Below are 22,901 nucleotides of genomic sequence, written 5' to 3' on the forward strand. Positions count from 1 at the left end.
AATTGGTACTGAAAAGCAAAACTACTTGAAAAGAGACTTAGAATATGGAGCTTTCATTCAGCAACCTTTTCGTTGGATATTTAGACTACTTGACAGGGAATTTCGCACTGGGGATTTATTTGCTTGCCGTGACAGATGAACGGGCGGTACTGAGGCGGCTGAAAAAATTTCTGCCTTTGTTCCTGTTCCCGATCATTGAAATTCTGCTTGTTATAGGAATGTATTCTGTCCCGGAATTGAGAAGGTTTCAATACTACATCCTCTCGTTTATCATTCTTCTCATGTGCACCTTCTGGGCACGGTGGGCATGGCAGTTCGGGTTTTGGCAGGCATTGGCCGCCACCTGTATGGCTGGTATTTTCCAGGTGTGTGAGTCCACGCTGTCCAGGGTATTGATCTGGGAAAACACACTGGACGAAAGTACCCCGTTTGCGGTGGTAATGCTGCTGTATCTGGGCATCAGCACGGCCGCCGTCCTGCTGCTGTACAGGCTGCAGTTTGGAAGGTGGTTTCGTCTGCTGCTGGACAGCAAATCCGCGGTTCGGCGTACAGCCTTCCTTCTGTTCGCGCTGGAAGTGGTTATGGAGATGCTTCTCCGAATGGTATTCGGCGTTAAGCCCCAATTTCTGGGGTTCTACTACGTGGTGGTGGCGGTGATGGTAATCATGACAGCAATGTTGATGGTCTATCTGGCTCAGCGGTTTGACGCCGCCCGGAAAATGCAGGCGCAGCAGGATGTGATCGCCCAGCAGCGGCTCTACGAGCAGGATCTGGAGGCGATACGCCGTGAGGTGCGCACATTCCGGCACGACTATAAAAATCTTCTGGCAGGCTTGGCCCAACAGGCAGGGGAAGGGGAACTGGAGGGGCTGTGTCATACCCTGTCCGAGCTGGACGCCGGGTTTGACCAGCGGCTGGGAAAGAAAATCCAGGCATCCACCCAAATCGGGAACCTGCAGATTCCCGAAGTCAGGAGCCTCCTTTTAAGCAAACTTACCGCTATGCGGGAGAAGGGAGTGGAATGCCGTCTGGAGGTGCTCTATCCGGTCACAGCGGTGGACATGGATGTATGGGATTTTGTCCGCTGCCTGGGCATTTTGACAGACAATGCCTGGGAGGCCGCGCTGGATCTGGAAGAGCCCTGGGTGGAGATCGTGCTGCTGGCCCAGGAAGGCCGGGTATTTCTTCGGGTATCCAATTCCTACACAAATACCATTGAACCAGGAAACATGTGGAACGATGGCTGGTCCACCAAGGGTACGGGCCGGGGGCTGGGCCTGTCCAGCTATCAGAGGATTCTGGAGGGCTATCCCAATACATCCCATGGAACCAGTTGGGAGAACGGCGTATTTGTTCAGGAGCTGACTGTGGAGGGCAGGCTATGATCGAAATTTATCTTTGCGACGATGAGGACGCCGTCCGCCATCAGATCCAAAAAGCCCTGGAATGGAAGATTTTTGTGGAAAACTACGATATGAAAGTGGTGCAAAGCGCAGCCAGTGCCCGGGAACTGCTGGATGCGGTGGAAAACGGCAGACGGGGCATCTACTTTCTGGATGTGGAGTTAAAAGACGAGAAATGGGACGGTTTCCGGCTGGGGTGTGAGCTTCGGCGGCGGGATCCTCACGGTACGCTGGTCTATATTACCAGCTATGGAGACCTGGCCTGGCGCACATTCCAATATCATCTGGAGGCGTTTGACTACATTGTTAAGGGGCCGGAGCCGATTGGGCCGGCAGCGGCACAGTGCCTGGAGGAGATACACGCGCGTCTGCTGGAGGAGCATCAGGACCCGGCGGAAATGTTCACCCTGCGGATCGGAGAAATGGTGCGCCATGTCCCTATGCGGGATATTCTTTTTTTTGAAACTGCCTCCGCGCCCCACCACGTCTTTCTTCATACGTCCGGCAGCCGGATGGATTTTTTAGGCAGTCTCAAAGAATTGGAAGCTCAGTTGGGAGATTCATTTATCCGTACGCACCGGGCCTATCTGGTGGCGGCGGATAAGATCGAGGCAGTAGATCTAAAACACAATAAGCTGTGGGCCGGCGGCCGCGAGTGCCTGATTTCCCGTGCGGGAAAGGCAAAGCTACGTAAAAAACTGGGAGGGGACCGATGAGGTTCCCTCTCATTCCATTTAGGAAATTTTGCTGCTCATTCAGGAAATTTGCCCCACCGGGCTTTTTTTATGTGGTATAGTTGCAATGTCGAACGGCAGAACAAAAAAAGGAGGTGAGCTTATGGCGAAAGGGAAAGATCGTTTTGTGGAAGTATACTCCCAGGGCATCATGAATGTGGCAAAGATCATTGTTGATACGGAAACTGGTGTGAATTACCTGTTGGCTTCCCATGATCTGAGAGTGGGGACCGGACTGACGGTTATGATGGATCAGGACGGAAAGCCTGTTGTCACCCCCATCAAATAAGAAAAAAATAGTTTTGAATCGCAACAAAAACAGGGGCTGTCTATTTCACGACAGCCCCGTAAATTGCTCAATATCCTTAAAATTTTTCCAGCTGTGCGGTTGCGATTCGATAGGTCATTTTCATGCAATTTATTGCAATGAAAATGACCTGTCGAATCAGCAACCCACTTATTAATGAGCAAAAAGCGGCTGCGTTAGCAGACGTAAGAGTGCGTCAGCACGATTTTTGCGAATGGATAAGTGGGTTGGATGCTCCTTGGAGCATCCAACCGCACAGCTGGAAATTTTTTTACGGCTGAGGAGCTTCCGGCGTGCCTGTATTTCCCGGATTTGCTGCCGGATCTGCCGCAGCGGGGTCCGCTCCTGCCGGGGCTGCGGCTCCTGGATCTGCTGCTGCCGGGTCTGCCGGATTCTCCGCAGGCTGGTCTGCAATCAGCTTTTCATTGACCAGCTTCGCCACGATCAGGCGGCGGTTGTTGGGCCTGTCCCCGATGCAGGTGGACAGGGTGACCAGACGATCCTCGGGAGTCACGGTCATATCCTCCGCAAACTGGTTCTGGGGCTCCGGTATGCCCTGCAGCTCCTGGATAAAGGCCGGCACGGAATCCGGCACTTTCAGGTCATGGGTGGCGGAGATCAGCGTATCGTCATGCACTACCTCCGCAATGATCTTATATTCGAACTGCCGCTCCGGCGTATAAATGTACATGTCACGGTATGTATCAAAAAATCCCCTGTCTATGTAATTTTTCAGATCTCCGAAGTAAGAACCGTCCAGCATGTCATGCCCGTAGATGACGGTGATCGGGTCGGTAAAATCTTTCGCGTTGACCATACGTGAGTAGATGGAGCCGGGCAGCGCGGCCACGCCCTCGAAGGTGACGTTCAGGTAGTAGTCCTCCTCCTGAGTGGAACTCTGCATGACAGGATAATTGACCTGGGTGCCGGGAATCTCGATGAACGCATAGGCATCTGGGTTGATGGCCCACAATCCCTGGAAATCTATTTTCCGCGGTACGGTCTCCAGGACAGGCTCCGGTTCCGGCTGTACTTCGGGTTCATTTACTTTTATGGAGGCTGCCTCCGCTTCTTTTTTCACAGGCTCTTTGACTTTGTCATCTTTGGATTTAAACATTCCAATTCCGATCACAATTCCGATGACACAAAATGCCGCTGCAAGGATGCCGACAAGAACCAAGATTAAAGTTTTATCATTTGTATGTCTTTTTTTGTTCTGATTCATAATTGTATGCTCCTTTCTAAAGAGATATATTATCACTAACGGAGGGAAAAGGCAAATGAAAGTTGCAGTGGGTGCCGGGGACGCTCAGCCGCATATAATTGTTCGCGTCGCCGCGCTTTCGCTTCGCAAAAAACGCAGCGGAACTAAACTCGAAAAGACCTCGTTAAGTGCCGGCGTTTTTTGAGAGGCTCCTTTGAACAATTATATGCGGCTGAGCTGTTTTCCGGGACCGGGGGCCTGCAGGGGAGGGGAGAAAGGGGAGCGCTCCAGCCGGCCTTTTTTGGGGGGCCGGCTGGGGAAGTGGAATAATCGTTAGGGCGTAGCCTTGAGTAGGGGGGTCAGGAGATGCGGAGTTTGTTTCCAGCGTAGATCAGGTTGGGGTCGGAAATGCCGTTGAGGGACATCAGGGTGTTGACGGATGTTCCGAAACGCTGTGCGATCTCGCTTAGGGTGTCTCCGGATTGGATGGTGTAGTATTGGGAGGCGGAGGAGGAATTTTCCGGGATTCGTATGGTCTGGCCGGGGTGGATCAGGTTGGGGTCGGAGATTTGGTTTAAGGAGGCCAGGGTCTGGTAGGTGGTGCCGTAACGTTCTGCGATCTCGCTTAAGGTGTCGCCGGACTGGACCACGTAGGTGATATAGTCGGCGGAAGGCGGAGTGGGTTTCGGCGGGGGCGTGGGTTTGCTGTCCAGGTGGTTCAGGCCGGCTTTGCGGATGACGGAAGCGTAGTCTACATAACCGGTGTCCAGGTCCACATTTCCAGCGATTCCCGGGACGCTTCCGGTGCTGGTATACTGCCAGATCCCATAATCCAGGCCGTCATAGCGGCTGCCGTAGCGGGCGAACCACAGTGCATACTGCTGCGTCATTTCCAGGGGAAGATAGGTCTCCAGGAAATTCTGGTTGCTGTAGTACATTGCATAGTATCCCCGTTCCTGAATCCGGCTGCAGAAGGCTTTGACAATCTGCGTGGCCAGCGCGGGCGTGATCGTGACGCCGTTTTGTTCGGCATAGGTTATGGAGGCTTGCTCAATATCATAGCAGATGGGATATTCCAGGCGGTAGGGAGCGATCACTTCCAGGCATCCGTCCGCCTCCTTTTTGGCGTCCTCCGGGCTGAGGGCGTAGCAGAACCAGTATGCGCCGGCGGGAATACCGACACGGCTGCATTCGGACGCGTTTCTCTGGAACTGCTGGTCCGGCGTCCGGAATCCGTACCCTGCCCGCAGCATGGCGAACTGGTATCCGGCATTTTTCACCTGTGCCCAGTCCACATTTCCTTGAAATTCACTGACATCAAGTCCTTTTATACTCATAGAAGCTCCTCTTTCAAAATAAAAATCTATCAATTTTATTATATGAAAAAAGAGCCGAGCTGCGCATGATATTTATCATTTTATTTTATAAAAAATAAAGATTGCAAGAAGAATGATATAGACCTTGTTTGTAATACCTGGCTTTTGCAGGCCGTCACCAAAGATGATACAATCATTTTGCTTTGTTATAAGGTATCATCTCCGGATGAATCTGAAAGCCGTTCCTATTGGCGCAGGGGCGGTTTTCATTTATTGCAGTAAATCACATATTCTGATAGTCAGGCCGTTAAATATGTGAACCGGTATTTCGTCAATAAAAGAAAGCTGGCTGGAATCTTCTTCGCCGTCAAAAGAATATGTTTGAACAGTTTTTGTTACCGGATTGACGATCCAGTATTCCCGCACCCCGGCAGTACGGTATTTGAACAGTTTTACGGAATAGTCCATTCGCTGTGTGGATGGAGAAACGACTTCCACAATCCAATCCGGAGATCCATGGCATCCCTTATCATCTAGTTTACTTTTATCACAGATAACAGATATATCAGGTTCAACATAGTTTTTATCGTCAGCATTCAAAAACACTGCGTAAGGGGCAAGATAGATTTTACAGGTTCCTTTGTTTTCATCAATATAGTCAGCTATTTTTCTTGACAATGAGAAAATAATGTCCTGATGCCTTGCATTTGGCGGCGCCATCATATAAATCTGGCCGTCGATCAGTTCCGCCCGTTGGCCCTCCGGCAGAGAATAAATATCTTCAATTGTATAAATCTTTTCCTGCAGCAGTGCCATAATATCACTCCTTTTCATGCTACCTTTGAATCATCAATTATGGAGATTTCATGCTGATTTTGGCATCCGGCTTCATATGCCTTGACAATCCCCATCAGTCCGATACTTTACACTACCTGATTGTCTTGATTTTACAACATAAGGTATAATGATGCAAGAAATTTCAGTGGAAATGTCTTAAATAGATAGAAATGTAATTGACAAAAATTAATTGTCCTCCGACCGAAAAAATTTAATAATTTCATAAGAAATTTCCTTCTTCGTTATTAAAATTTCCCCGGTATCATGTATAATACAAGGGAGGTGATAAGGAATGTATAATATTTTAGTATGTGACGATGACAAAGAAATCGTAGAAGCAATCGAAATATATCTGTCCCAGGAAGGCTATCATATCCTGAAGGCTTACGACGGAATGCAGGCATTGAAGATCCTGGAGACGGAGGACGTCCATCTGCTGATCCTGGATGTGATGATGCCCAGGCTGGACGGAATCCATGCCACATTAAAGATCCGGGAGAAGCACAGCATCCCGATCATTATCCTGTCGGCAAAGTCGGAGGACGTAGACAAGATCCTGGGGCTCAACGTGGGAGCCGACGATTATGTAACAAAACCGTTCAACCCGTTGGAGCTGGTGGCCCGGGCAAAATCGCAGCTCAGAAGGTACACCCAGCTGGGCGGCACGGCAAAGGAGGAATCCGAGACCATCTATGAGACAGGCGGCCTGCGGATGAATGACGACCTGAAGGAAGTGACCGTGGACGGGGAACCGGTGAAACTGACCCCCATCGAGTACAATATTTTAAAGCTTCTGATGCGCAACCAGGGAAGGGTATTTTCCATCGGCCAGATCTACGAATCCATCTGGAACGAGGAAGCCATCGGGGCAGACAACACGGTGGCCGTACATATCCGCCATATCCGGGAGAAGATTGAGATCAACCCGAAAGACCCCAGATATTTGAAAGTCGTGTGGGGCGTAGGTTATAAGATAGAAAAGCTGGAAAGGCATTGAGTGAAAGGATGATAGAGTTATGAAGAAATGGTATAGACATCCGATTGTAAAGACACTGCTGATACTGACCGCGCTGGTGACGCCGGTGATTGCGGCGCTGAGCTTTGTACTGCTGGCCGCTTCTCCGGACACCATGTCGGTGGAGGATATGCTCCGAAAAGAGAGAAGACCCTATGAGGAAACAGATACTTTCCAGGGACACATGGTATCCGCGATTGCAGAGAAGCTGAATATGGTGGATGCGGCCCATCTGCTGGAGACCGACGGGGAATATGATCCGGATAAGCTGATTGATGTTCTGGAATATGCCAGGACGGAGGGATATGCTGACAACGATCTGTCCGGCCTCTCCTACAGGCTGGGGGATCTGGTGGAGTGGGGCAGGAAGGCGAACCATGGGGGCCAGCCATATCTTTCGGCTATTTCGAATGGAGGGAGCAGCATCGTTGTCTGCGAGAAAACAGACGGCACCTATCACTACTATACGGTGAAGGAGCTGAAAAAACTGCTGTTGGAAGACAGCCTGCGTGTGGACGGCATGGACGGCAGCACGGACGAGAAGGAACTGTTTTTGGAAGAGCTGGAAAACGGTTATCTTCTGATGGGAGAGAATAGCCGGCTGCGGAACGAGGAAGGGGAACTCATATATACAGAGGTATGGAGCTTTGACGGAGGGCAGTTTGAGGAAAAATATGCCCCTGAAGGCGCAAAGGATATCCTGTCGGTTGTGAACAGCACCCCGGAGCTCAACGGAAAGCTCACAGAGATATATGACTGTCTGCAATATACGATCAACAGCCTGTATTCTGCGGATCTCAATTACAAAGATGAATCCAGCCCCTTCAAAGACGGAAAAACAAACCTGACCTATCTGTTTGTAAATGAGGGCAAAAAAACGGTTTACACAAATCATGACGAGTTTCGGAACTACGAAGACGTGAAAAAGAGTCTCGAGTCCATCAAAAGCGATGGGAATATGCGGTACATGATCCAGAAACCGGATGCAGACGCGTGTGAAGATAATCTGAATCTGGACAGAAGAACCGTGTCATATTGGAGCGCACATGACGAATGGTACACGGAGGTGCTTGGAGAGGACTATCTCATAGCGGCGGCGGTGGATACGTCTTACCCGGTGGATGATATTTTCCGCAGGGCATCGGACAATTATAAGCAATATGCGCCTTATGTCAATAAAGCGGCAAAAGCATTTCCCATATCCATCGTTCTGTTTCTTGGGGCGGTGGTCTGGCTGACCGTGATCGCGGGACGCAGGGCAGAGGAAGGAAATGAACTGTACCTGCATCCCTTCGACCGGTGGAAGACGGAGCTGTCCGCAGCGCTGGCCGTGATTCCCTGGATATTTGCCACCATGCTGCTGAGTGCCGGCTGGCACCGGTTCGATGTGGGAGAATATACTGCTGACGGAAGCTTCTATTCTTATGGAGTTTCCATGACGGCAGGAGAGACGGTTGTCATCTCGGCCTATGCTTTGCTGACGGCCACCTGTTTCCTGGTGGGATATTTGTCCCTGGTACGCCGGATCAAGGGCCGCACCCTCTGGAAGGACAGCATCCTGAGAATGCTGTACCAGTGGAGCAAAGGCGTGATCACAGGAGGCGGCAGAATGGCTCTGGCTTTTTGGCGTCAGCGCCGGGTACTGTGGAAAACCATGGCGGCTTATCTTGCATTTTTAGTGTTTCAGTGGTTTCCTGTTTTGACGTCATGGGGCATAGATAAATTGCCTATATTTCTTATGGCGGCGGCGGACATTGCGGCGGCAGTATTCCTGATCCGGAACGCCCTGGAGAAGCAGCAGATCAAGGACGGGATCAAAGAGATCGCCGGAGGCAGCCTGGACTACAAATTTCCCGTCAAAAAATTCCAGGGGGGGGATTATCAGGATATGTCAAAGAATCTTGAAAATATCGGCAGCGGCCTTCAGAATGCGGTGGAGAAAAGTATGCGGGACGAGCGGCTGAAAACCGACCTGATTACCAACGTGTCCCACGATATCAAGACGCCCCTGACCTCCATCATCAACTATGTGGATCTTTTGAAACGGGAAAATTTTGACGACCCGAAGGTGAAGGGATATCTGGATATCCTGGAAATGAAAGCCCAGAGACTGAAAACGCTGACGGAGGACGTGGTGGAGGCCTCCAAGGTGAGCAGCGGCAGTATTACGCTGGAATTTATGGATGTGGATCTGGTGGAAATGCTGAACCAGACCATTGGGGAACTGTCGGAAAAGATGGAGGCAAGGCAGCTTACGGTTGTGGCGTCCCTGCCCGAGGAACCGGTCATCGTCCATGTGGACGGGCGGCGCATGTGGCGTGTGCTGGAAAATATTTTCAATAATGCCGCAAAATACGCCATGCCGGGAACCCGCGTCTATGCGGATCTGAAAATAGAGGGAAACCAGACCAGCTTTTCCCTGAAAAATGTCTCCGACCAGCCGCTGAATTTTTCTTCGGATGAGCTGACCGAACGCTTTATCCGGGGCGACGTCTCCCGGAGCACCGAGGGCAGCGGTCTGGGGCTCTCCATCGCGAAAAGCCTGACGGAGATGCAGGGCGGGAAGTTCGAGCTGTATCTGGACGGGGATCTGTTCAAAGTGACGATCCTGTTTGAAAAAGTGCAGCCGGTTTCGTGACCGCACCTTATGAAACGGAAATATCAAAAGAGCTCTGCGGAAGCAGAGCTCTTTTTCTGCTATTATAATACCACAAAAATGCCGAAAATTCAAGACTGGTAACTATCCGGGCCGGGTGTTATAGTAATACGTTGTTACTGTTCACACGGTGTCGTGCATTCGCTGCACGACATCCGGCCAGTATTATATATAGTAGGAGGATTGCCCATGGAACAGAACTGGATGGTATTGCTGCAGCAGGAAAATCAGTTGGCAAAGGTCATGGAAACGAATCGGATGACGGAGAAGTACGGGCTGGTCTTAAGCGAAGAGGACGCAAAGCTGATCGTGGCGGAGCGGGCCAATTCCCTGCGGGAACAGAAGCGCGTGGAGTTCGGTGAGGGGATCGTTTCCAGGATCATCGAGACATTTTGCGATTCGGATTTTATTGACCAGAATAACTATGTGGAAACCATGATCCGCCTGCAGGAAATATTTTATCTGTACAAGAACGAGATGCAGGACGAGATCTCAGACGACGAACTTCTCCAACTGATGAAGGAGCAGTTTGAAACCCTCTGTTTTGGGGATCTGGACTACCTGGAGGGAACCTGCCTGAGTATTTTTTCACAGGCCATACGGGCAGGCTACAGAGGGTATAAGACTTCCGGGGGACGGGGGGAAGCCTCCCGGTTCGACGAAGTGAAAAGATGGGATTACGACCTGTATATGGAAGCGTTGAGTGAACTGTTCGGATAAGCGGAGGTAGATTATGCATTATGAAATGGAAGAACTGGTGCCGATCGTCGGCAGGCTGGCGCAAAAATATACGGCCAATGAGAGCACATCCGTAACCTATGAAAAGGCGGAGCAGCTGATGGGGGCCGTTTTGTATTGCATCCATGAGGCAGAGCTTGGGGAACCGCAGGAGCATACATTTGACTGGGACGAAGGCCGTTCCCGGGGGGAACTGGCTGTTTCCGGAAAGAAGCTGTCCGCGGAGCAGGCATATAAAATGGGGGCGGACTGCGTGGAAAAAAAGACCCGGAAGGCGTTGAAGCTCTACCACGAAATTCTGCCCGAATTTTCCTGCTATGAAAATACCTGCCTGCAGGACACCTTTATAAAAGGGCTCCCCGAATTTTTCAAATGGTATGACGTGGTATTTTGCCCGCAGGACACGATATTGACGCTGGACTATCCGGTTTTGAAGGACATTTCCCGGCTCTCCGGCATCGACCGGGTGTATGAATTTATAAACTGCATCCGGCTGGAGCAGGTCTTCTTGAAAAAATTTCCTCAGGACTATGTGGTGGAAATTCTGGAGCAATATACCCGTAGGGTGAGCCGGAGTATGGAATCCGGAGGGACAGACGGGGATTGGGACGGATTTTACGCGTATTCCAGACAGGAAATCATGGAAAACCTCTGTGAAATCGTATTTACTTCGGTCCTCATGCACATTCTGCTTCGGAAACCCCTGTCTCAGCAGGAATTTCAGGAAGAGGAACGTGTCCAGCTGCAGGAACTGTTTTCCCGGGCGGAGGTACCGGAGATCCGGGACCGGCTGAGGGAGGCGGCGGAGGTGCTTTTTCAGCAGTACGACCAGGAGGCGGCGCAGGGACAGGCACGAATGGGCGGGGCATTGTCCGGATATCTGGCCGATTACCTCTCAGGAGCCATTGACGGGCTGGCGGTAAGGCTGAAACAGTTACTGTTCACACCCTTTGGGTGATCCAGTAACAGTATCCAGCCTATTTTAAGTCGCCTTCGGCGAGAGGCTGGATATTATGGCAAATGTTACTTTATTGGCCGGACGACGTGCAGCGGGGTGCACGACGCCGTGTGAACAGTAACCTGAAACATGCAGTTGGGCGCGAAGGAATATAACTCACGGTTATGTTTTATGAATATTTTTTAAATACGGTTCAATTGTGAAACCCTGTGACGCGTGGTATGATGGAGTCAGCAAACGGCCGATGCAGATACAATACACGTTTGGAGCATTTCCCGCGCCGGATTTTGAAGGCGCAGAGAGACTACGGCATACGGGCAGTGTAAAGTATCGTATAAAACAATGACAGGGAGGCTTTATCATGCAGATAGGAGAAGTGATACGGAAACACAGGAAACTCAAAAATCTGACTCAGGAGGAGATGGCCGTGCGTCTCGGCGTGACCGCTCCGGCGGTGAACAAATGGGAGAACGGCAATTCCTTTCCCGATATCATGCTGCTGGCCCCGATTGCCCGGCTGCTGGGGATTACGGTGGATACGCTGCTGTCCTTCCGGGAGGAGCTGACGGCCCAGGAGATCGGGAACATCATATACGAAATGGAGCGTAAACTGAAAGAAGAAAGCTACGAGGACGTATTTCAGTGGGCCAGGAAAAAAATTGAGGAATACCCGAATTGCGAACAGCTCATCTGGCAGACCGCCGTATACCTGGACACCTGCCGTTTCACAAAGCAGGCTGCGGATCAGGAAAAGTATGACGCGTATATTCTGGACTGCTACAACCGGGCGCTGGGCAGCAGGGAGGAAAGCATCCGGAATCAGGCGGCAAATTGCCTGTTCGGATTTTACATGCGGAAGGAACAGTATGAGAAAGCGGAAGAATACCTGCAGTATTTTTCGATCCAGAGCCCGGAGCGAAAGTGGAAGCAGGCGCAGATCTATGAAAAGACCGGCCGCCCCGGGGAAGCTGCCAGGGTGTATGAAGAGATCCTTTATGGGGAATATATGATCCTCAGCGGCGTGCTCCAGGGACTGTGCGGCCTGGCGATGGGGGAGGAGGATATGGAACGTGCGCATATGCTGGTGGATAAGCAGAAAGCGCTGGCCCGGCTGTTTGAAATGGGGAAATATCAGGAGGTATTCTGCGGCCTGGAACTGGCAGCCAGGGAAAAAGATACGGAGGCGGTGCTCGGGATCATGGAAGAGATGCTTGCCGATGTCGGAGAAATGGGAAGCGTCTGCCAGGCCCCGCTCTATGCGCATATGACTTTTAAGGAAGCACGGGAAGAATTTTTGACTGAGATGAAGGAAAATTTGAAAAAAGGGTTCCGGGAGGATGAATGCTTTGCCTTTTTAAAGGAAGAACCCCGGTATAAAAAGATGCTGGATACTGTTACTGGAGCACCCGTAGGGTGTGAACAGTAACTGATTCGGACCTGCTGGAAATTTTAGATGTATTTTTTACCATACTATGTTATACTTGTCCCATATACGCCTGGAGACCCGGGCGGATCAAACGTGCATTGACGCAGTTATGCAATGCACGATCAGGAGTTGTAAAACCGAAGATTGCGTCCCGCTCACCAGTGGACCCAAAACCTTTAGCAGGCGGAAACGTGCGCCGGCACAGGTTTTGCAGACCGGTGGGCAGGCCGGATGATCCCGGGACTATCCGGTCTTGCAGGCGGCAACATTTTTAAGGGGATAGATATAGCATGAAAAAAGATAAGCCAAATGAAACGGGATTGGCGCCGGAGCAACGAAAGCCGGAGAAACCGAAGAAGGAGCGGATAAAAAAGAAACCGCAGAACATAGATGCACCAAAGAAGACACGGGTCTCACAGGACTCGCGGAACATAGATAAAGTGAAGAAATCCAAAAGTGTCAAGTCTCCGAAGGAGGCCGACCAGCCGAAAAAATCCAAGGGCGTCAAGCCCCCGCAGGAGGCCGGCCAGCCGAAGAAATCCAAGGGCGTCAAGTCTCCGAAGGAGGCTGTCCCGTCGAAGAAATCCCAGGCGCCGCAGGATAGATCGGGCGCCGACAAAGCGAAAAGTGCACGGGCGAAGGAGGCCCTGTCGTATATTGACCAGCCCAGGAAAACCCGCTTAAAAAAGGAGCGTTTTATCGACCAGCCGAAGCGGGACAAGTGGAAAAAGGTGGGCATTCTGATCGCGGTATTTGTTCTGGCGATCCTGATCAGCAGCCTGATCTTAAACCAGGGGACCAGGGATATCACGGTGGGATTCAGCGATCCGGCCCTGCCCAGGGTGGCATTTGACGTGAGGAATCAGCGGGTCAATGCGCTGGAAGGCTATGTGGATGAGATGGACATTACCGCCATGCGGGATACCATCACGCCCATCGCGGATAACGGGCGGCTGGACATGTATGTGGAGGCGGACGGGCAGAAAATCGCGGGAATCCGCTATGAAGTATATTCTCTGAACGGAGAGGACGTCTATCTACAGAACGCGGTAAAAGACCTGTCCGGGGAGCAGGTCACGCTGGAGCTGGGCAATGCCCTGCCGGAGGACGTCCAGGAAGGGGTGCTGCGGGTTGCGCTGCGGGTCGGCTCGGATGAGGAAAAGGAGACGTTTTACTATACGAGAATCGAGCGGCAGGACGAACTGTCCGTGAAGGAATGCATGGATTTCGCAAAAGATTTCCACGAAAAAACATTTACCGGGGACGAGGAGCTCGGCTGGTATCTGGAACCGGATGCGACGGCGGACAATACCACCCTGCAGACCGTCAATATCCATTCCAACCTGTTCCATATCTGCTGGGGCGACATGGCGCCGGAGGTGTCCACGGAGGTGGAGTGGAGCATCAAGGAAAGCAACACGGTCTACACGTCCCTGCTGGCCAAATACCAGGTTACTGCCGTTGGGGACCGGGAAGAAACGGAAACCTACAATGTGAGGGAATTTTTCCGGGTCAGGTGCAGCGGCGGCGAAATGTACCTGCTGGATTACAACCGCACCATGAACGAGGTGTTCAACGGGGATCTGAAAGTGCTGGACAAGGACGGGATCGTGCTGGGGCTTTCCGAGTCAGAGGTGGCCTACGAGGCAAATGCAAAGGGCACGGTGGTTTCCTTCGTCCAGGACCGGGATCTGTGGACATACAACCGGAAAACCAACGAACTTTCCCTGGTGTTCAGCTTCGCGAATATGGAAGGCTATGACGCGCGCAGCCGGAACGATGAGCACCAGATCCGGATCATCAGCGTGGATAACAACGGAAATACCACATTTGCGGTTTACGGATATATGAACCGGGGCGAGCATGAAGGCCGGGTGGGCGTAGACGTCTATTACTTCGACATTGCGAAAAATGCGGTTCAGGAGAAGGCGTTTATCCCCAGCACAAAAGCATTCGCCATTGCGGAAGACGAGCTGGGAAAGATGGTGTATTTCAACCAGGAGCAGCAGCTTCTGTATGTGCTTGCGGGCGGCGTGCTCTACCAGGTTGATCTGGAAAAGGACAAGCAGGAGATCCTGGCCGAAAACCTGGAGGAAGGCCAGTATGTGGTATCGGATGACGGCCATTTGATGGCATTTCAGCCCTCCGGGGAGCTGAATACGGCCCAGGAGGTGCGGGTGCTCAACTTGGCAAACGGCGAATCCTACACCGTGAATGCTTCCCGCGAGGAGGATGAGAAGGCGGACAAGGGCTGGCATTTCTCAGGCTTCGGCGGCAGGGGCGATCAGGAGGAAACGCCCGCCGAGGCAGTGCGGCCTCTGGGCTTTATATACAATGATTTTGTGTGCGGATACCTGTACACGGAGGATCAGGGAACGACCATTGCGGGGGACGCGATTTCTCCCATGTATGAGCTGGAGATTCGGGATACCTCCAATAAGGTGAAAAAGAATTATAAACAGGACGGGGTATATATTTCCGATGTGCTTATAGAAAAAGGCTTTATGACGCTGAACCGGCTTTCAAAAACCGACGGCGTTTATACCGGGATTCCCCAGGACTATGTGACCAACAACGAGGAGCGCAAGGAATCCAAAGTGACGGCGGAGGTATTTTCCACGGTGCTTAAGGAAAAACAGATGCGTCTGACATTTGCCGATGAGATCGAGGACTTTTCCCCAAAGATTCTGCGGCCGAAAAAGGTGATGGAAACCCAGCCGATCACCATTTCCTTTGACGACAAGGTGAAGACGGATAAGTTCTATGTATACGGTGTCGGTAAGCTCTCGGCGGTCTATGACAAGGCGGCCTATGCGATTCAGAAGGCCGAGCAGATCTCCGGCGTGGTGATTTCTTCGGAGCAGTCCTACATCTGGGAAAAAGGAAACCGGGATCTGGTGTACTATACGGAGGCGGCGGCATTTCAGAAGGCGGAAGGGCAGTCCTCCACGGAGGCGTGCATGCAGTATATGGAGCAGTATGCCGCGCAGTATGGCGGCGGGGCGAAGAAAATCGACCTGACCGGATGTACGCTGAACCAGGTGCTCTACATTATCAACAAGGGGATGCCGGTGATCACCATGACAGATCCCAGCCATGCAATCCTGCTGACCGGGTACGATTACAATACAGTCACTTACATGGACCCGGACAACGGGCAGGAGCTTACGGTGCCTATGGAGCAGATGGACGCGATTGCCGCCGGAGGCGGGAATACGTTTATCGGATTTGTGAAGTGAGTGTGATGCTTTGGAAAGGGGACAGGTGATCAGGTCGTCTGTCCCCTTTTGCTATACCGCCCTATAGAAAAAGGGCTGCCGCCGGCTGGGGTTATACCATATATGCACAAAAAAAGCTGCCGTCGGCAGCTTTTTTTTGTGTGGTCGTTATGTAAAGGCGTTCAGATCTCTGAAGCCGGGGATTCAGGAAATGGGTTTGAAAATCAGATTCTTATATCTGTACAATGCCATATACAGGATCATTCCAAGGACGCCGCAGGAAATCACTTCCCCGATCCCCACGGTCAGCATCATAAATGGAATCGGGAGCGGCACCTGGTATCCGAATCTCAGGACAAAAGGCACGATCAGGGCATTGGACAGGATCGGCGGAAGCGGCGCCAGGAATCGGTTCTGGCTGCGCAGCATGTAAGTAAATACGGCGCCGATCAGCGTAGCAAGGCTTCCGAAAATAATATCCGGTACAATGCATCCGCCCAGGATGTTGCTGAGCAGGCATCCTACGAAAAGCCCTGGAATCGCCGCCGGGGTAAATACCGGAAGGATGGTCAGCGCTTCTGAGAGACGCACCTGGACTTCTCCGTAAGCAAACGGTGCAAAGACAAGGGTCAGCACCACGTAGATGGCAGCGATCATAGCCGCCTGTGCAAGGAACTGCACATTGAGTGTTTTGTTTTCTTTCATAGTTTTCTTCTCCTTTAGTTTTGTTTTACGTGTGGAAGGTCTCGAACACACGGTATTGATAGTCTGAATATGCCTGATTTACAAGTATTTCAGCCTTTGCTACTATAGCACAAGCCGGGAGAAGATGCAATAGATGTACCAAAAAAGTACCAAATTGGAAAAAGGCAGCAGGGCAAGGGCTTATTGTCTGCCAGACATGGGTATTTGCAGATAATCAATCAGGGCAGTTTCCAAAAGCCGGGAATAGTTTACCTTTTGTTCTTCTGCAATCCTTTTCAGCCATGCCGGGAGAGTGATGTTTGTCTTAATACGTTCGTTGTCACGTTTTGCCCTATAAAGGTCAGGATGAATTGTGATTGGCATAACAACCATACCTTCAATGTCACCTTTTGGGAGTGAGAGTGAGGGTGTCGGGATTTCGTCCCCATCCTGTTCCAGGCCGTAAACATGCAGGCTTGCGGCTTCTGCTGCCATTTGTCCTGCATGTGCGAGATTCTCACCGTAGCTGAAACATCCAGGGAGGTCAGGGAATGAAATGCCATAACTACCATCTTCCCCAGGTTCCAATACTGCGAGATAGGTCATACTTAACATAGTCTGTTGCTCCTTTCTATAATAGCGTTGCAGGTATGGGGCTGTTAAAGCCCAGCCTGCTTCCATATTTTGCTGAGTGTTCCCGGTGGTATGTCCCTATTGCCATGTATTGCAACGGTTACCTTTCCGGGTTTTGAGGGGGGCTTAAGCTGCATGTGCGAGCCTTCCTGGTCAACTTCATACCATCCATCTTTATGAAGTATCTTTAGTACCTCACGCGCTGTCATGTCTTAACCTTACATTATATATTATGCTCCTGTTTTGTGCGTATGTCAATAGGGATGCGTATAAAATGAAAGGCATTGGATAGATAGAAGATTGGTAGCTGTGCGGGTGTATCCATCAGGAAAACCATGATCCGGAGGATTTTCATGAAAGCGAGATCAAAAAAGTATTTCGCAGATATCCAGGTGTGCTGAAGGGACTAAAGGTCAGGATGTGCAGGGAAACACTTGGAGATTGGGGGATAGAGACACTGAAGAGAGCCGTAGAGATTGCTGAGGGGATAGAAGCAGAGGGGTTATTCTGTAAAGTGGCCGTGCATGTCCACGACTTGCCAAATCATGTTACGATTGAAGCTATCCTTAAGACATTAAGGCCAGGAGATATTTTTGTACATGTATTCCAGCCGACAGGGGAGACGGTGTTTGACCAAGATGGTTCGATCCGCCAGTGTGTCAGGGAAGCCAGGGACAGGGAAGTGCTGTTTGACTGTTCAAATGGAAGGCCGCACTGGACATTTGATACGCTAAGGCGGGCGGCAGAAGATGGATTCTATCCGGATATGATTAGTTCAGACGTGATTCGTTTCAGCCAGTTTTTGAGTCCGGGTTTCTCTCTTCTTCATGCGATGGCAGTATGTTCTGCCGCCGGGTGGGATACGTTGGAGATCTTAAAGCTGGTTACGTACAATCCGGCAAAATATCTGGGGATTCTTGACGAGGCGGGAACATTGGAATGCAATAAGGCTGCGGATATCTGCATTATGGACATCCAGGATACAGATCAGGTTTTTTATGATATGCATGGCGGAAAATGTAAAGGAAACAAATTATTCGTCCCGTTACTGACTATGAAGGATGGAGAAATTGTTTTCAGGCAAATATATTATGTTTAAGGAGAAGAATCATGTTTGACAGGAATTGTTTAAAAAAAATGAGAGGCATCGTTGTTCCGATATTGACTCCGATTGATGAAGAGGAGAAGATTGACGAAGCGAAACTAAGAGAGCAGGTAGATTTTGTCATTGAAGGCGGTGTACTAGGAATCCTGGCGTTCGGGAGCAACGGAGAATTTTACATGGTGGAAGAGGAAGAGATGCTTAGGGCGTTGGAGATCATGCTTGATCAATCAAAAGGCAGGGTGCCGGTTTTTATGGGGATTGGCGCCGTTAATACCCGTATAGCCGCAAGAATCGCAAAAGCTGCGGAAAAAGCGGGGGCATTTGGTATTTCTGTCTTGCAGCCAATGTTCCTGAAACCAACAGAAACAGAATTATATCAGCATTTTAAGGAAATTGCGCAAACAGTTCCGGATATGCCGATGCTCTTATATAATAATCCGGGGCGTACAGGGTATACCATGAGCGCCGATCTGGTAGAACGTCTGGCCGGTGAAATAGAGAACATTGTCGGAATCAAAGATTCCTCCGGAGACATGACCCAGACAGAAGAGTTTATCAGAAGGACAAGAAAGATGGATTTCAAGGTATTCGGAGGTAAGGATACCTTGATCTATGGGGCATTGGCTCATGGCGCGGCAGGATGCGTGGCGACAACGGCGAATTTTGTTCCGGAAATGGTTGTGTCGATATATGATCATTATGTTTCAGGTGATGCTGAAAGTGCAAGAGAGGCGCAATATGCGTTGAATCCGATTCGGCTTTTGATGGATAAGGCGAGTTTTCCGGTGGCGACCAAAGATTTTGCCAATCTTGCCGGAAGAGAGGTAGGCGTTCCATATCGGCCTAATTTGCCGACATCCGGGCATACGTTGGAATTAATGAAAAAGGCAATGGAAGAAGCAGGCGTTATCTGATGGAAAAGAAAGGAGAATCAGAGAAGATGAAACTAGGGTTTATTGGACTCGGGATTATGGGAAAGCCAATGGTGAGGAATCTTTTAAAGGCAGGATATGAAGTAATTACATATGATATCATTCAAGAAAATATCGACAAAGCTGTGAGCTGGGGGGCGGTCGGCGCGTCTTCACCTGAAGATGTGGCAGGAAAATGTCAGACAATCATCACGATGCTTCCTAATTCTCCACATGTCAAGGAAGTGGTATGCGGAGAACACGGCGTGCTTCAGGGGGCCTCGGAAGGGACCATATTGATTGATATGAGTTCTATCGCTCCGATCGTATCTCAGGAAATCTGTAAAGCATGTCTGGAAAAAGGGGTGCGGATGATCGACGCCCCTGTTTCTGGAGGCGAGCCAAAGGCAATCGACGGGACGATGGCAATCATGGCAGGAGGAGACAGGGCCGTATTTGACGAAGTGTATGATACCTTGATGGTGTTGGGCGGCAGTGTGGTATACTGTGGAGAAATTGGCGCAGGGAATACGACAAAGCTTGCGAACCAGGTCATTGTTGCACTGAACATCGCGGCAGTTTCCGAGGCATTTGCATTGAGTACAAAAGCCGGGGTAGATCCGGAAAAAGTGTTTGAAGCGATCAAAGGCGGTTTGGCAGGCTCGACAGTTATGAACGCTAAGATACCGATGATTATGGAAAGAAATTTTAATCCTGGGTTTAAAGTGGATCTGCACATTAAAGATCTCAATAATGCGTTGGCGACAGGGCATGGAGTGGGGGCATACCTTCCACTGACAGCAGGAGTCATGGAAATACTGCAGAACCTGCATGCTTCAGGCTTCGGGGGAGACGACCATTGTTCCATTGCCAGATATTACGAAAAACTTGCGGGTGTGGAGATAAAATAGAAACATGCAATACTCATTGTTCTGGTCTGTAGAGGAGCCAGGACAGTGAGCTTTTTTGTGAGGAAATTATCATCTAAAAGTCAAAGGTGTCAGAAGAATTCAGTCTTGCTGATCACGAAGGAACTGTGGACCTGAGTAAGAATACCGTGTATCTCTATCTCCACAATCTATAAAAGCGGACTCAATAGTTCAGTATAGCGAAAAAAGAGGTGATCCATCCCGATAGATTCTTTTAGGAATGAAAAACGGGGAATGAAGAATGAATAGGTATACAATATAGAAGTTGAATCTACGAAACATCTACCGAATCTGTCTTGCCGAATACAGGTGTACCTGAGACAGATTACTCACAACAGCGGCAACCGATGATACCGGAGGCCGCTGTTTTCTTTTATTCTGTAATCGCGAAAAAATTCATTTTATAATTGGGATGTACCTTGACAGGATTTCGTAGAAAGTTAAATTCTACGAAAATGAATTAATTGAAAAACACTAAAATTATTATATAAAACCCCTGATTTTTTGTCAATTACTTTTGGGATTTATTTTGAAATGTTTTGAAATGGCGTTACTATTCACAGTCCAAATGGCTTTTTTGCAACACAAATGGACCGGTATTTCGCCGGCCATTTGTTTCAAACAGGCTGAATGCTTTTATGGCTGGGATGTTTGAGAGAATATTTCTTCTATAGTATAAGGATTCCCGTTACACAACCTCGTCAATGCGCTCATCTCATTGATCCCATTCCTTCTGCATGTTTCTATATAAGTTCGGATTGCCGCATAATTGTCTGCTGTCCTAGCTGAAGCGAACTGGCCTGACACCTTCATTTTTGTCTTCACACCACGCAACGCCCTCTCACTCAAATTGTTGGTTGTGGGCAACGAAAAATCTTCCACCCATGCAAAAAAATTTTCCCGGTAATCTATAATCCTCGCAATAAGGGCACGCTCAAATGGCCCGGAATAATCGGATGTATTGGCTGCGGCCTCCCCCTCTGCTTTCCCCAGCAGTTCCGTCATCTTTTTGTTAAAGTTTTCTATATACGCCTCCCCAAAGCTTTCCTCCCCCGACAGGATCCGGTCATTTCTGTCCCTGATCGTGCCGGAGACCAGCTGTTTGATCTCAAGTAATACCTTATGCCCTGTTTCGTCCGCACTCTTTTGGAGGTCCCTCTGCAGGTGTGCATTGCATTCCAGATTCATGAATACAAACCTGCTGTTGTAATTGATGGAATTGTGGTCATGCATGACACTTGTCATTTCTGTGAGCGCCTCCAATATCCCGTCTGCCAGTATGCCATCCATGTCCTTTTTGTTATGGGCAACATAATAGGCGGCTGTCTCATCCCCGTAAAAGCGCAGGCATATCCTGGACTTGTCAGCCATCACCACAGTGTCATCCCAATAGAGGATGGGGCGTGTGACCAGGAGCCGGAAAAGATCCTCCCTGAATTGTTTTAAGCCCCTGGCCGCCCTTGGCTGGAGTTTCGCGATATACCCTTCACTGGGACATACCTCCCCATCCGTCAGGCCGCTGATCAGGAGGGGAACCTTGTTGATGGCCGCGTTTGTGGTGTTCATCAGCGAGAGGGACAGCGCCTGGAGAAACGCCCCATACTGGCACTCGGCCCGTAAGGCCGGGTCAATCCCAGTACGGACAATCTGCCCGCAGTTTCTGCACTGGTACACCCAAAATTTATGGAGCCGCTTTATGACTTTGACCTCGATATCAATCTCGTATTTTTCCTCACATTCACCGGTAAAGGTAAAATCCCCGCAGCCGCATTCCGGACAGAATTCCCCGTCGCCCACCGGATGGCTTACTTCCTCGTCCACCTCTTCCGGCCCAGGCTTTTCCAGGGTATGGCGCTCGTGTCCGCGCTGCCCGCCTTTCGGCTTCCCTGTATTCCTGCGGCTGTTCGGGATATGCCTGTCTTTCCACGGGGGTGTCTGGCCGGTTGGGGTGGAAGTATTTGTGCTATCCCTGCCGAGCAGGGCTGCCGCATGGGCGAGCTCTGCCGCCAGCCCATGGATCACGGCATCCTTTTCCGCAAGCTGCCCCTCATAATCCTGGATGATGGCGGCAATCTTATCATCGGATGCTTTCAGGATCTCCCAGTTTTTATCCATCAGTTTTTGGATCTTCTGTTCTTTCTTATTCAATTCGGCCTGGTATTTTTCCCAGTCTGAGTCACATTCCCCAAACCAGATGTTCCGGATGGTAACCGTGGCGGCATGGGCCTTTGCCAATTCTTTTTTTAACCGTTCAATCTCCTTGATATACCCGGCAACCACCTTGTGGTGGTCTGCCTGCAGCTTTTTATATCTTTCCCCGTTCCGGAAAGCTTCTAATTCCCGGCGCATGGCCTTATTCTGGTATTGGAGTGTGGTATATTCTGAAAACAGACGGTCCATGGCTGCCTCCTATAGGTATCCTGTTTACGCTTCCGGTATATGGGAAGCGATTTCTTTTATACGTTCCAAACTGGAACGCAGCAACTGGTTGCGGTGTTCTAAAACTTTGATCCTGGCATCTTTTTCCGCGCATTCCTTTTTTAATGTTTCAGCAAGGAACCGGTAGTCGGTTTCTGGTTTTTTCTTTTTGCTATGGCTGGAATTGTCATCCGGTTCCTTTTTTCTGCCGCGCTTTCCTGACGACGGGATCAGTTCACCTGTCTCCGGATCTTCTGTGCCAAGATATTTCCGGATCGGCCTGGATTGTTTTGTTTCCGGGTCATAATGGGAAGTTGATTCATAGAGGGCAACCCGACCTGTTTTTTTATTCACATATCTTACGATTGACATTTTATCTTCCCCTTTCTACATATTGGTACTATATATT

Annotated in this window: 20 protein-coding genes; 12 read left to right on the plus strand and 8 right to left on the minus strand. The window is 50.1% G+C overall.

From position 1 onward, the window contains the following. The first annotated feature begins 44 nt into the window (after nt 1-44). The 3 genes from EBB54_RS26185 (at nt 45) to EBB54_RS26195 (ending at nt 2,426) form a co-directional block, all read left to right on the plus strand. A complete protein-coding gene (locus tag EBB54_RS26185; RefSeq protein WP_125129615.1) occupies nt 45-1,385 on the plus strand; it encodes a sensor histidine kinase in 1,341 nt (446 codons plus the stop codon). Then, on the plus strand, nt 1,382-2,119 hold the full coding sequence (locus EBB54_RS26190; RefSeq protein WP_125129616.1) for a LytR/AlgR family response regulator transcription factor: 738 nt from the start codon (nt 1,382-1,384) through the stop codon (nt 2,117-2,119). The genes EBB54_RS26185 and EBB54_RS26190 overlap by 4 nt, the downstream gene beginning before the upstream one ends. Nucleotides 2,120-2,240: 121 nt before the next feature. Continuing rightward, nucleotides 2,241-2,426, plus strand: coding sequence for a DUF6440 family protein (locus tag EBB54_RS26195; protein ID WP_125129617.1), 186 nt, complete (start codon nt 2,241-2,243; stop codon nt 2,424-2,426). A gap of 289 nt (nt 2,427-2,715) precedes the next feature. Here the strand turns inward: EBB54_RS26195 and EBB54_RS26200 are convergent, their stop codons facing one another. The 3 genes from EBB54_RS26200 to EBB54_RS26210 form a co-directional block, all read right to left on the minus strand. Next, nucleotides 2,716-3,669, minus strand: coding sequence for a class B sortase (locus EBB54_RS26200; RefSeq protein ID WP_125129618.1), 954 nt, complete (start codon nt 3,667-3,669; stop codon nt 2,716-2,718). 338 nt (nt 3,670-4,007) lie between these two features. Beyond that, nucleotides 4,008-4,985, minus strand: coding sequence for a LysM peptidoglycan-binding domain-containing protein (locus EBB54_RS26205; RefSeq protein WP_125129619.1), 978 nt, complete (start codon nt 4,983-4,985; stop codon nt 4,008-4,010). A 249-nt stretch (nt 4,986-5,234) separates the two neighbouring features. After that, complete coding sequence (locus EBB54_RS26210) at nt 5,235-5,780, minus strand: Uma2 family endonuclease (RefSeq protein ID WP_125129620.1); 546 nt, start codon at nt 5,778-5,780, stop codon at nt 5,235-5,237. 313 nt (nt 5,781-6,093) lie between these two features. On the opposite strand from EBB54_RS26210, the gene EBB54_RS26215 reads away from it, so the two are divergent. The 6 genes from EBB54_RS26215 to EBB54_RS26240 all read left to right on the plus strand — a co-directional run bounded on the left by EBB54_RS26215 (nt 6,094) and on the right by EBB54_RS26240 (nt 15,833). Next, complete coding sequence (locus EBB54_RS26215) at nt 6,094-6,798, plus strand: response regulator transcription factor (RefSeq protein ID WP_004079920.1); 705 nt, start codon at nt 6,094-6,096, stop codon at nt 6,796-6,798. Nucleotides 6,799-6,817: 19 nt separating this feature from the next. Continuing rightward, nucleotides 6,818-9,454, plus strand: coding sequence for a sensor histidine kinase (locus EBB54_RS26220; protein ID WP_125129621.1), 2,637 nt, complete (start codon nt 6,818-6,820; stop codon nt 9,452-9,454). Between the two features lie 207 nt (nt 9,455-9,661). Further along, nucleotides 9,662-10,192, plus strand: coding sequence for a DUF6323 family protein (locus EBB54_RS26225; protein WP_125129622.1), 531 nt, complete (start codon nt 9,662-9,664; stop codon nt 10,190-10,192). Between the two features lie 13 nt (nt 10,193-10,205). Continuing rightward, nucleotides 10,206-11,168, plus strand: coding sequence for a DUF6179 domain-containing protein (locus tag EBB54_RS26230; protein WP_125129623.1), 963 nt, complete (start codon nt 10,206-10,208; stop codon nt 11,166-11,168). 361 nt (nt 11,169-11,529) lie between these two features. Beyond that, a complete protein-coding gene (locus tag EBB54_RS26235; protein WP_125129624.1) occupies nt 11,530-12,594 on the plus strand; it encodes a helix-turn-helix domain-containing protein in 1,065 nt (354 codons plus the stop codon). 290 nt (nt 12,595-12,884) lie between these two features. Further along, nucleotides 12,885-15,833, plus strand: coding sequence for a C39 family peptidase (locus EBB54_RS26240; RefSeq protein ID WP_125129625.1), 2,949 nt, complete (start codon nt 12,885-12,887; stop codon nt 15,831-15,833). A 183-nt stretch (nt 15,834-16,016) separates the two neighbouring features. Here EBB54_RS26240 and EBB54_RS26245 read toward each other — a convergent pair whose 3' ends face one another. The 3 genes from EBB54_RS26245 to EBB54_RS26255 form a co-directional block, all read right to left on the minus strand. Next, nucleotides 16,017-16,517 carry a QueT transporter family protein gene (locus EBB54_RS26245; RefSeq protein ID WP_125129626.1) on the minus strand — a complete coding sequence of 167 codons (501 nt, stop codon included), beginning with the start codon at nt 16,515-16,517 and terminating at the stop codon, nt 16,017-16,019. Between the two features lie 180 nt (nt 16,518-16,697). Continuing rightward, entirely contained in the window at nt 16,698-17,111 is a 414-nt protein-coding gene (locus EBB54_RS26250; RefSeq protein ID WP_125129627.1) for a type II toxin-antitoxin system HicB family antitoxin, read from the minus strand. A 44-nt stretch (nt 17,112-17,155) separates the two neighbouring features. Then, entirely contained in the window at nt 17,156-17,338 is a 183-nt protein-coding gene (locus tag EBB54_RS26255; RefSeq protein ID WP_125129628.1) for a type II toxin-antitoxin system HicA family toxin, read from the minus strand. A gap of 185 nt (nt 17,339-17,523) precedes the next feature. Here EBB54_RS26255 and EBB54_RS26260 point away from each other — a divergent pair, with 185 nt between their 5' ends. From EBB54_RS26260 to garR, 3 genes are read left to right on the plus strand one after another with little or no spacing between them, the layout of a single operon-like run. Then, nucleotides 17,524-18,228 carry an amidohydrolase family protein gene (locus tag EBB54_RS26260; RefSeq protein WP_125129629.1) on the plus strand — a complete coding sequence of 235 codons (705 nt, stop codon included), beginning with the start codon at nt 17,524-17,526 and terminating at the stop codon, nt 18,226-18,228. 11 nt (nt 18,229-18,239) lie between these two features. Then, a complete protein-coding gene (locus tag EBB54_RS26265) occupies nt 18,240-19,148 on the plus strand; it encodes a dihydrodipicolinate synthase family protein (RefSeq protein ID WP_243127821.1) in 909 nt (302 codons plus the stop codon). Next, on the plus strand, nt 19,148-20,056 hold the full coding sequence (gene garR, locus EBB54_RS26270) for a 2-hydroxy-3-oxopropionate reductase (protein ID WP_279229983.1): 909 nt from the start codon (nt 19,148-19,150) through the stop codon (nt 20,054-20,056). Before EBB54_RS26265 ends, garR begins: the two co-directional genes overlap by 1 nt. A gap of 654 nt (nt 20,057-20,710) precedes the next feature. Here garR and EBB54_RS26275 read toward each other — a convergent pair. Continuing rightward, nucleotides 20,711-22,474, minus strand: a complete 1,764-nt coding sequence (locus EBB54_RS26275) for an IS66 family transposase (RefSeq protein WP_125126564.1) — start codon at nt 22,472-22,474, stop codon at nt 20,711-20,713. Nucleotides 22,475-22,498: 24 nt separating this feature from the next. Beyond that, complete coding sequence (locus EBB54_RS26280; protein ID WP_125126563.1) at nt 22,499-22,864, minus strand: hypothetical protein; 366 nt, start codon at nt 22,862-22,864, stop codon at nt 22,499-22,501. Between the last annotated feature and the right edge of the window lie 37 nt (nt 22,865-22,901).

Origin of the sequence: Schaedlerella arabinosiphila (assembly GCF_003885045.1) — a bacterium.
Taxonomy (GTDB): Bacteria; Bacillota; Clostridia; order Lachnospirales; family Lachnospiraceae; genus Schaedlerella; species Schaedlerella arabinosiphila.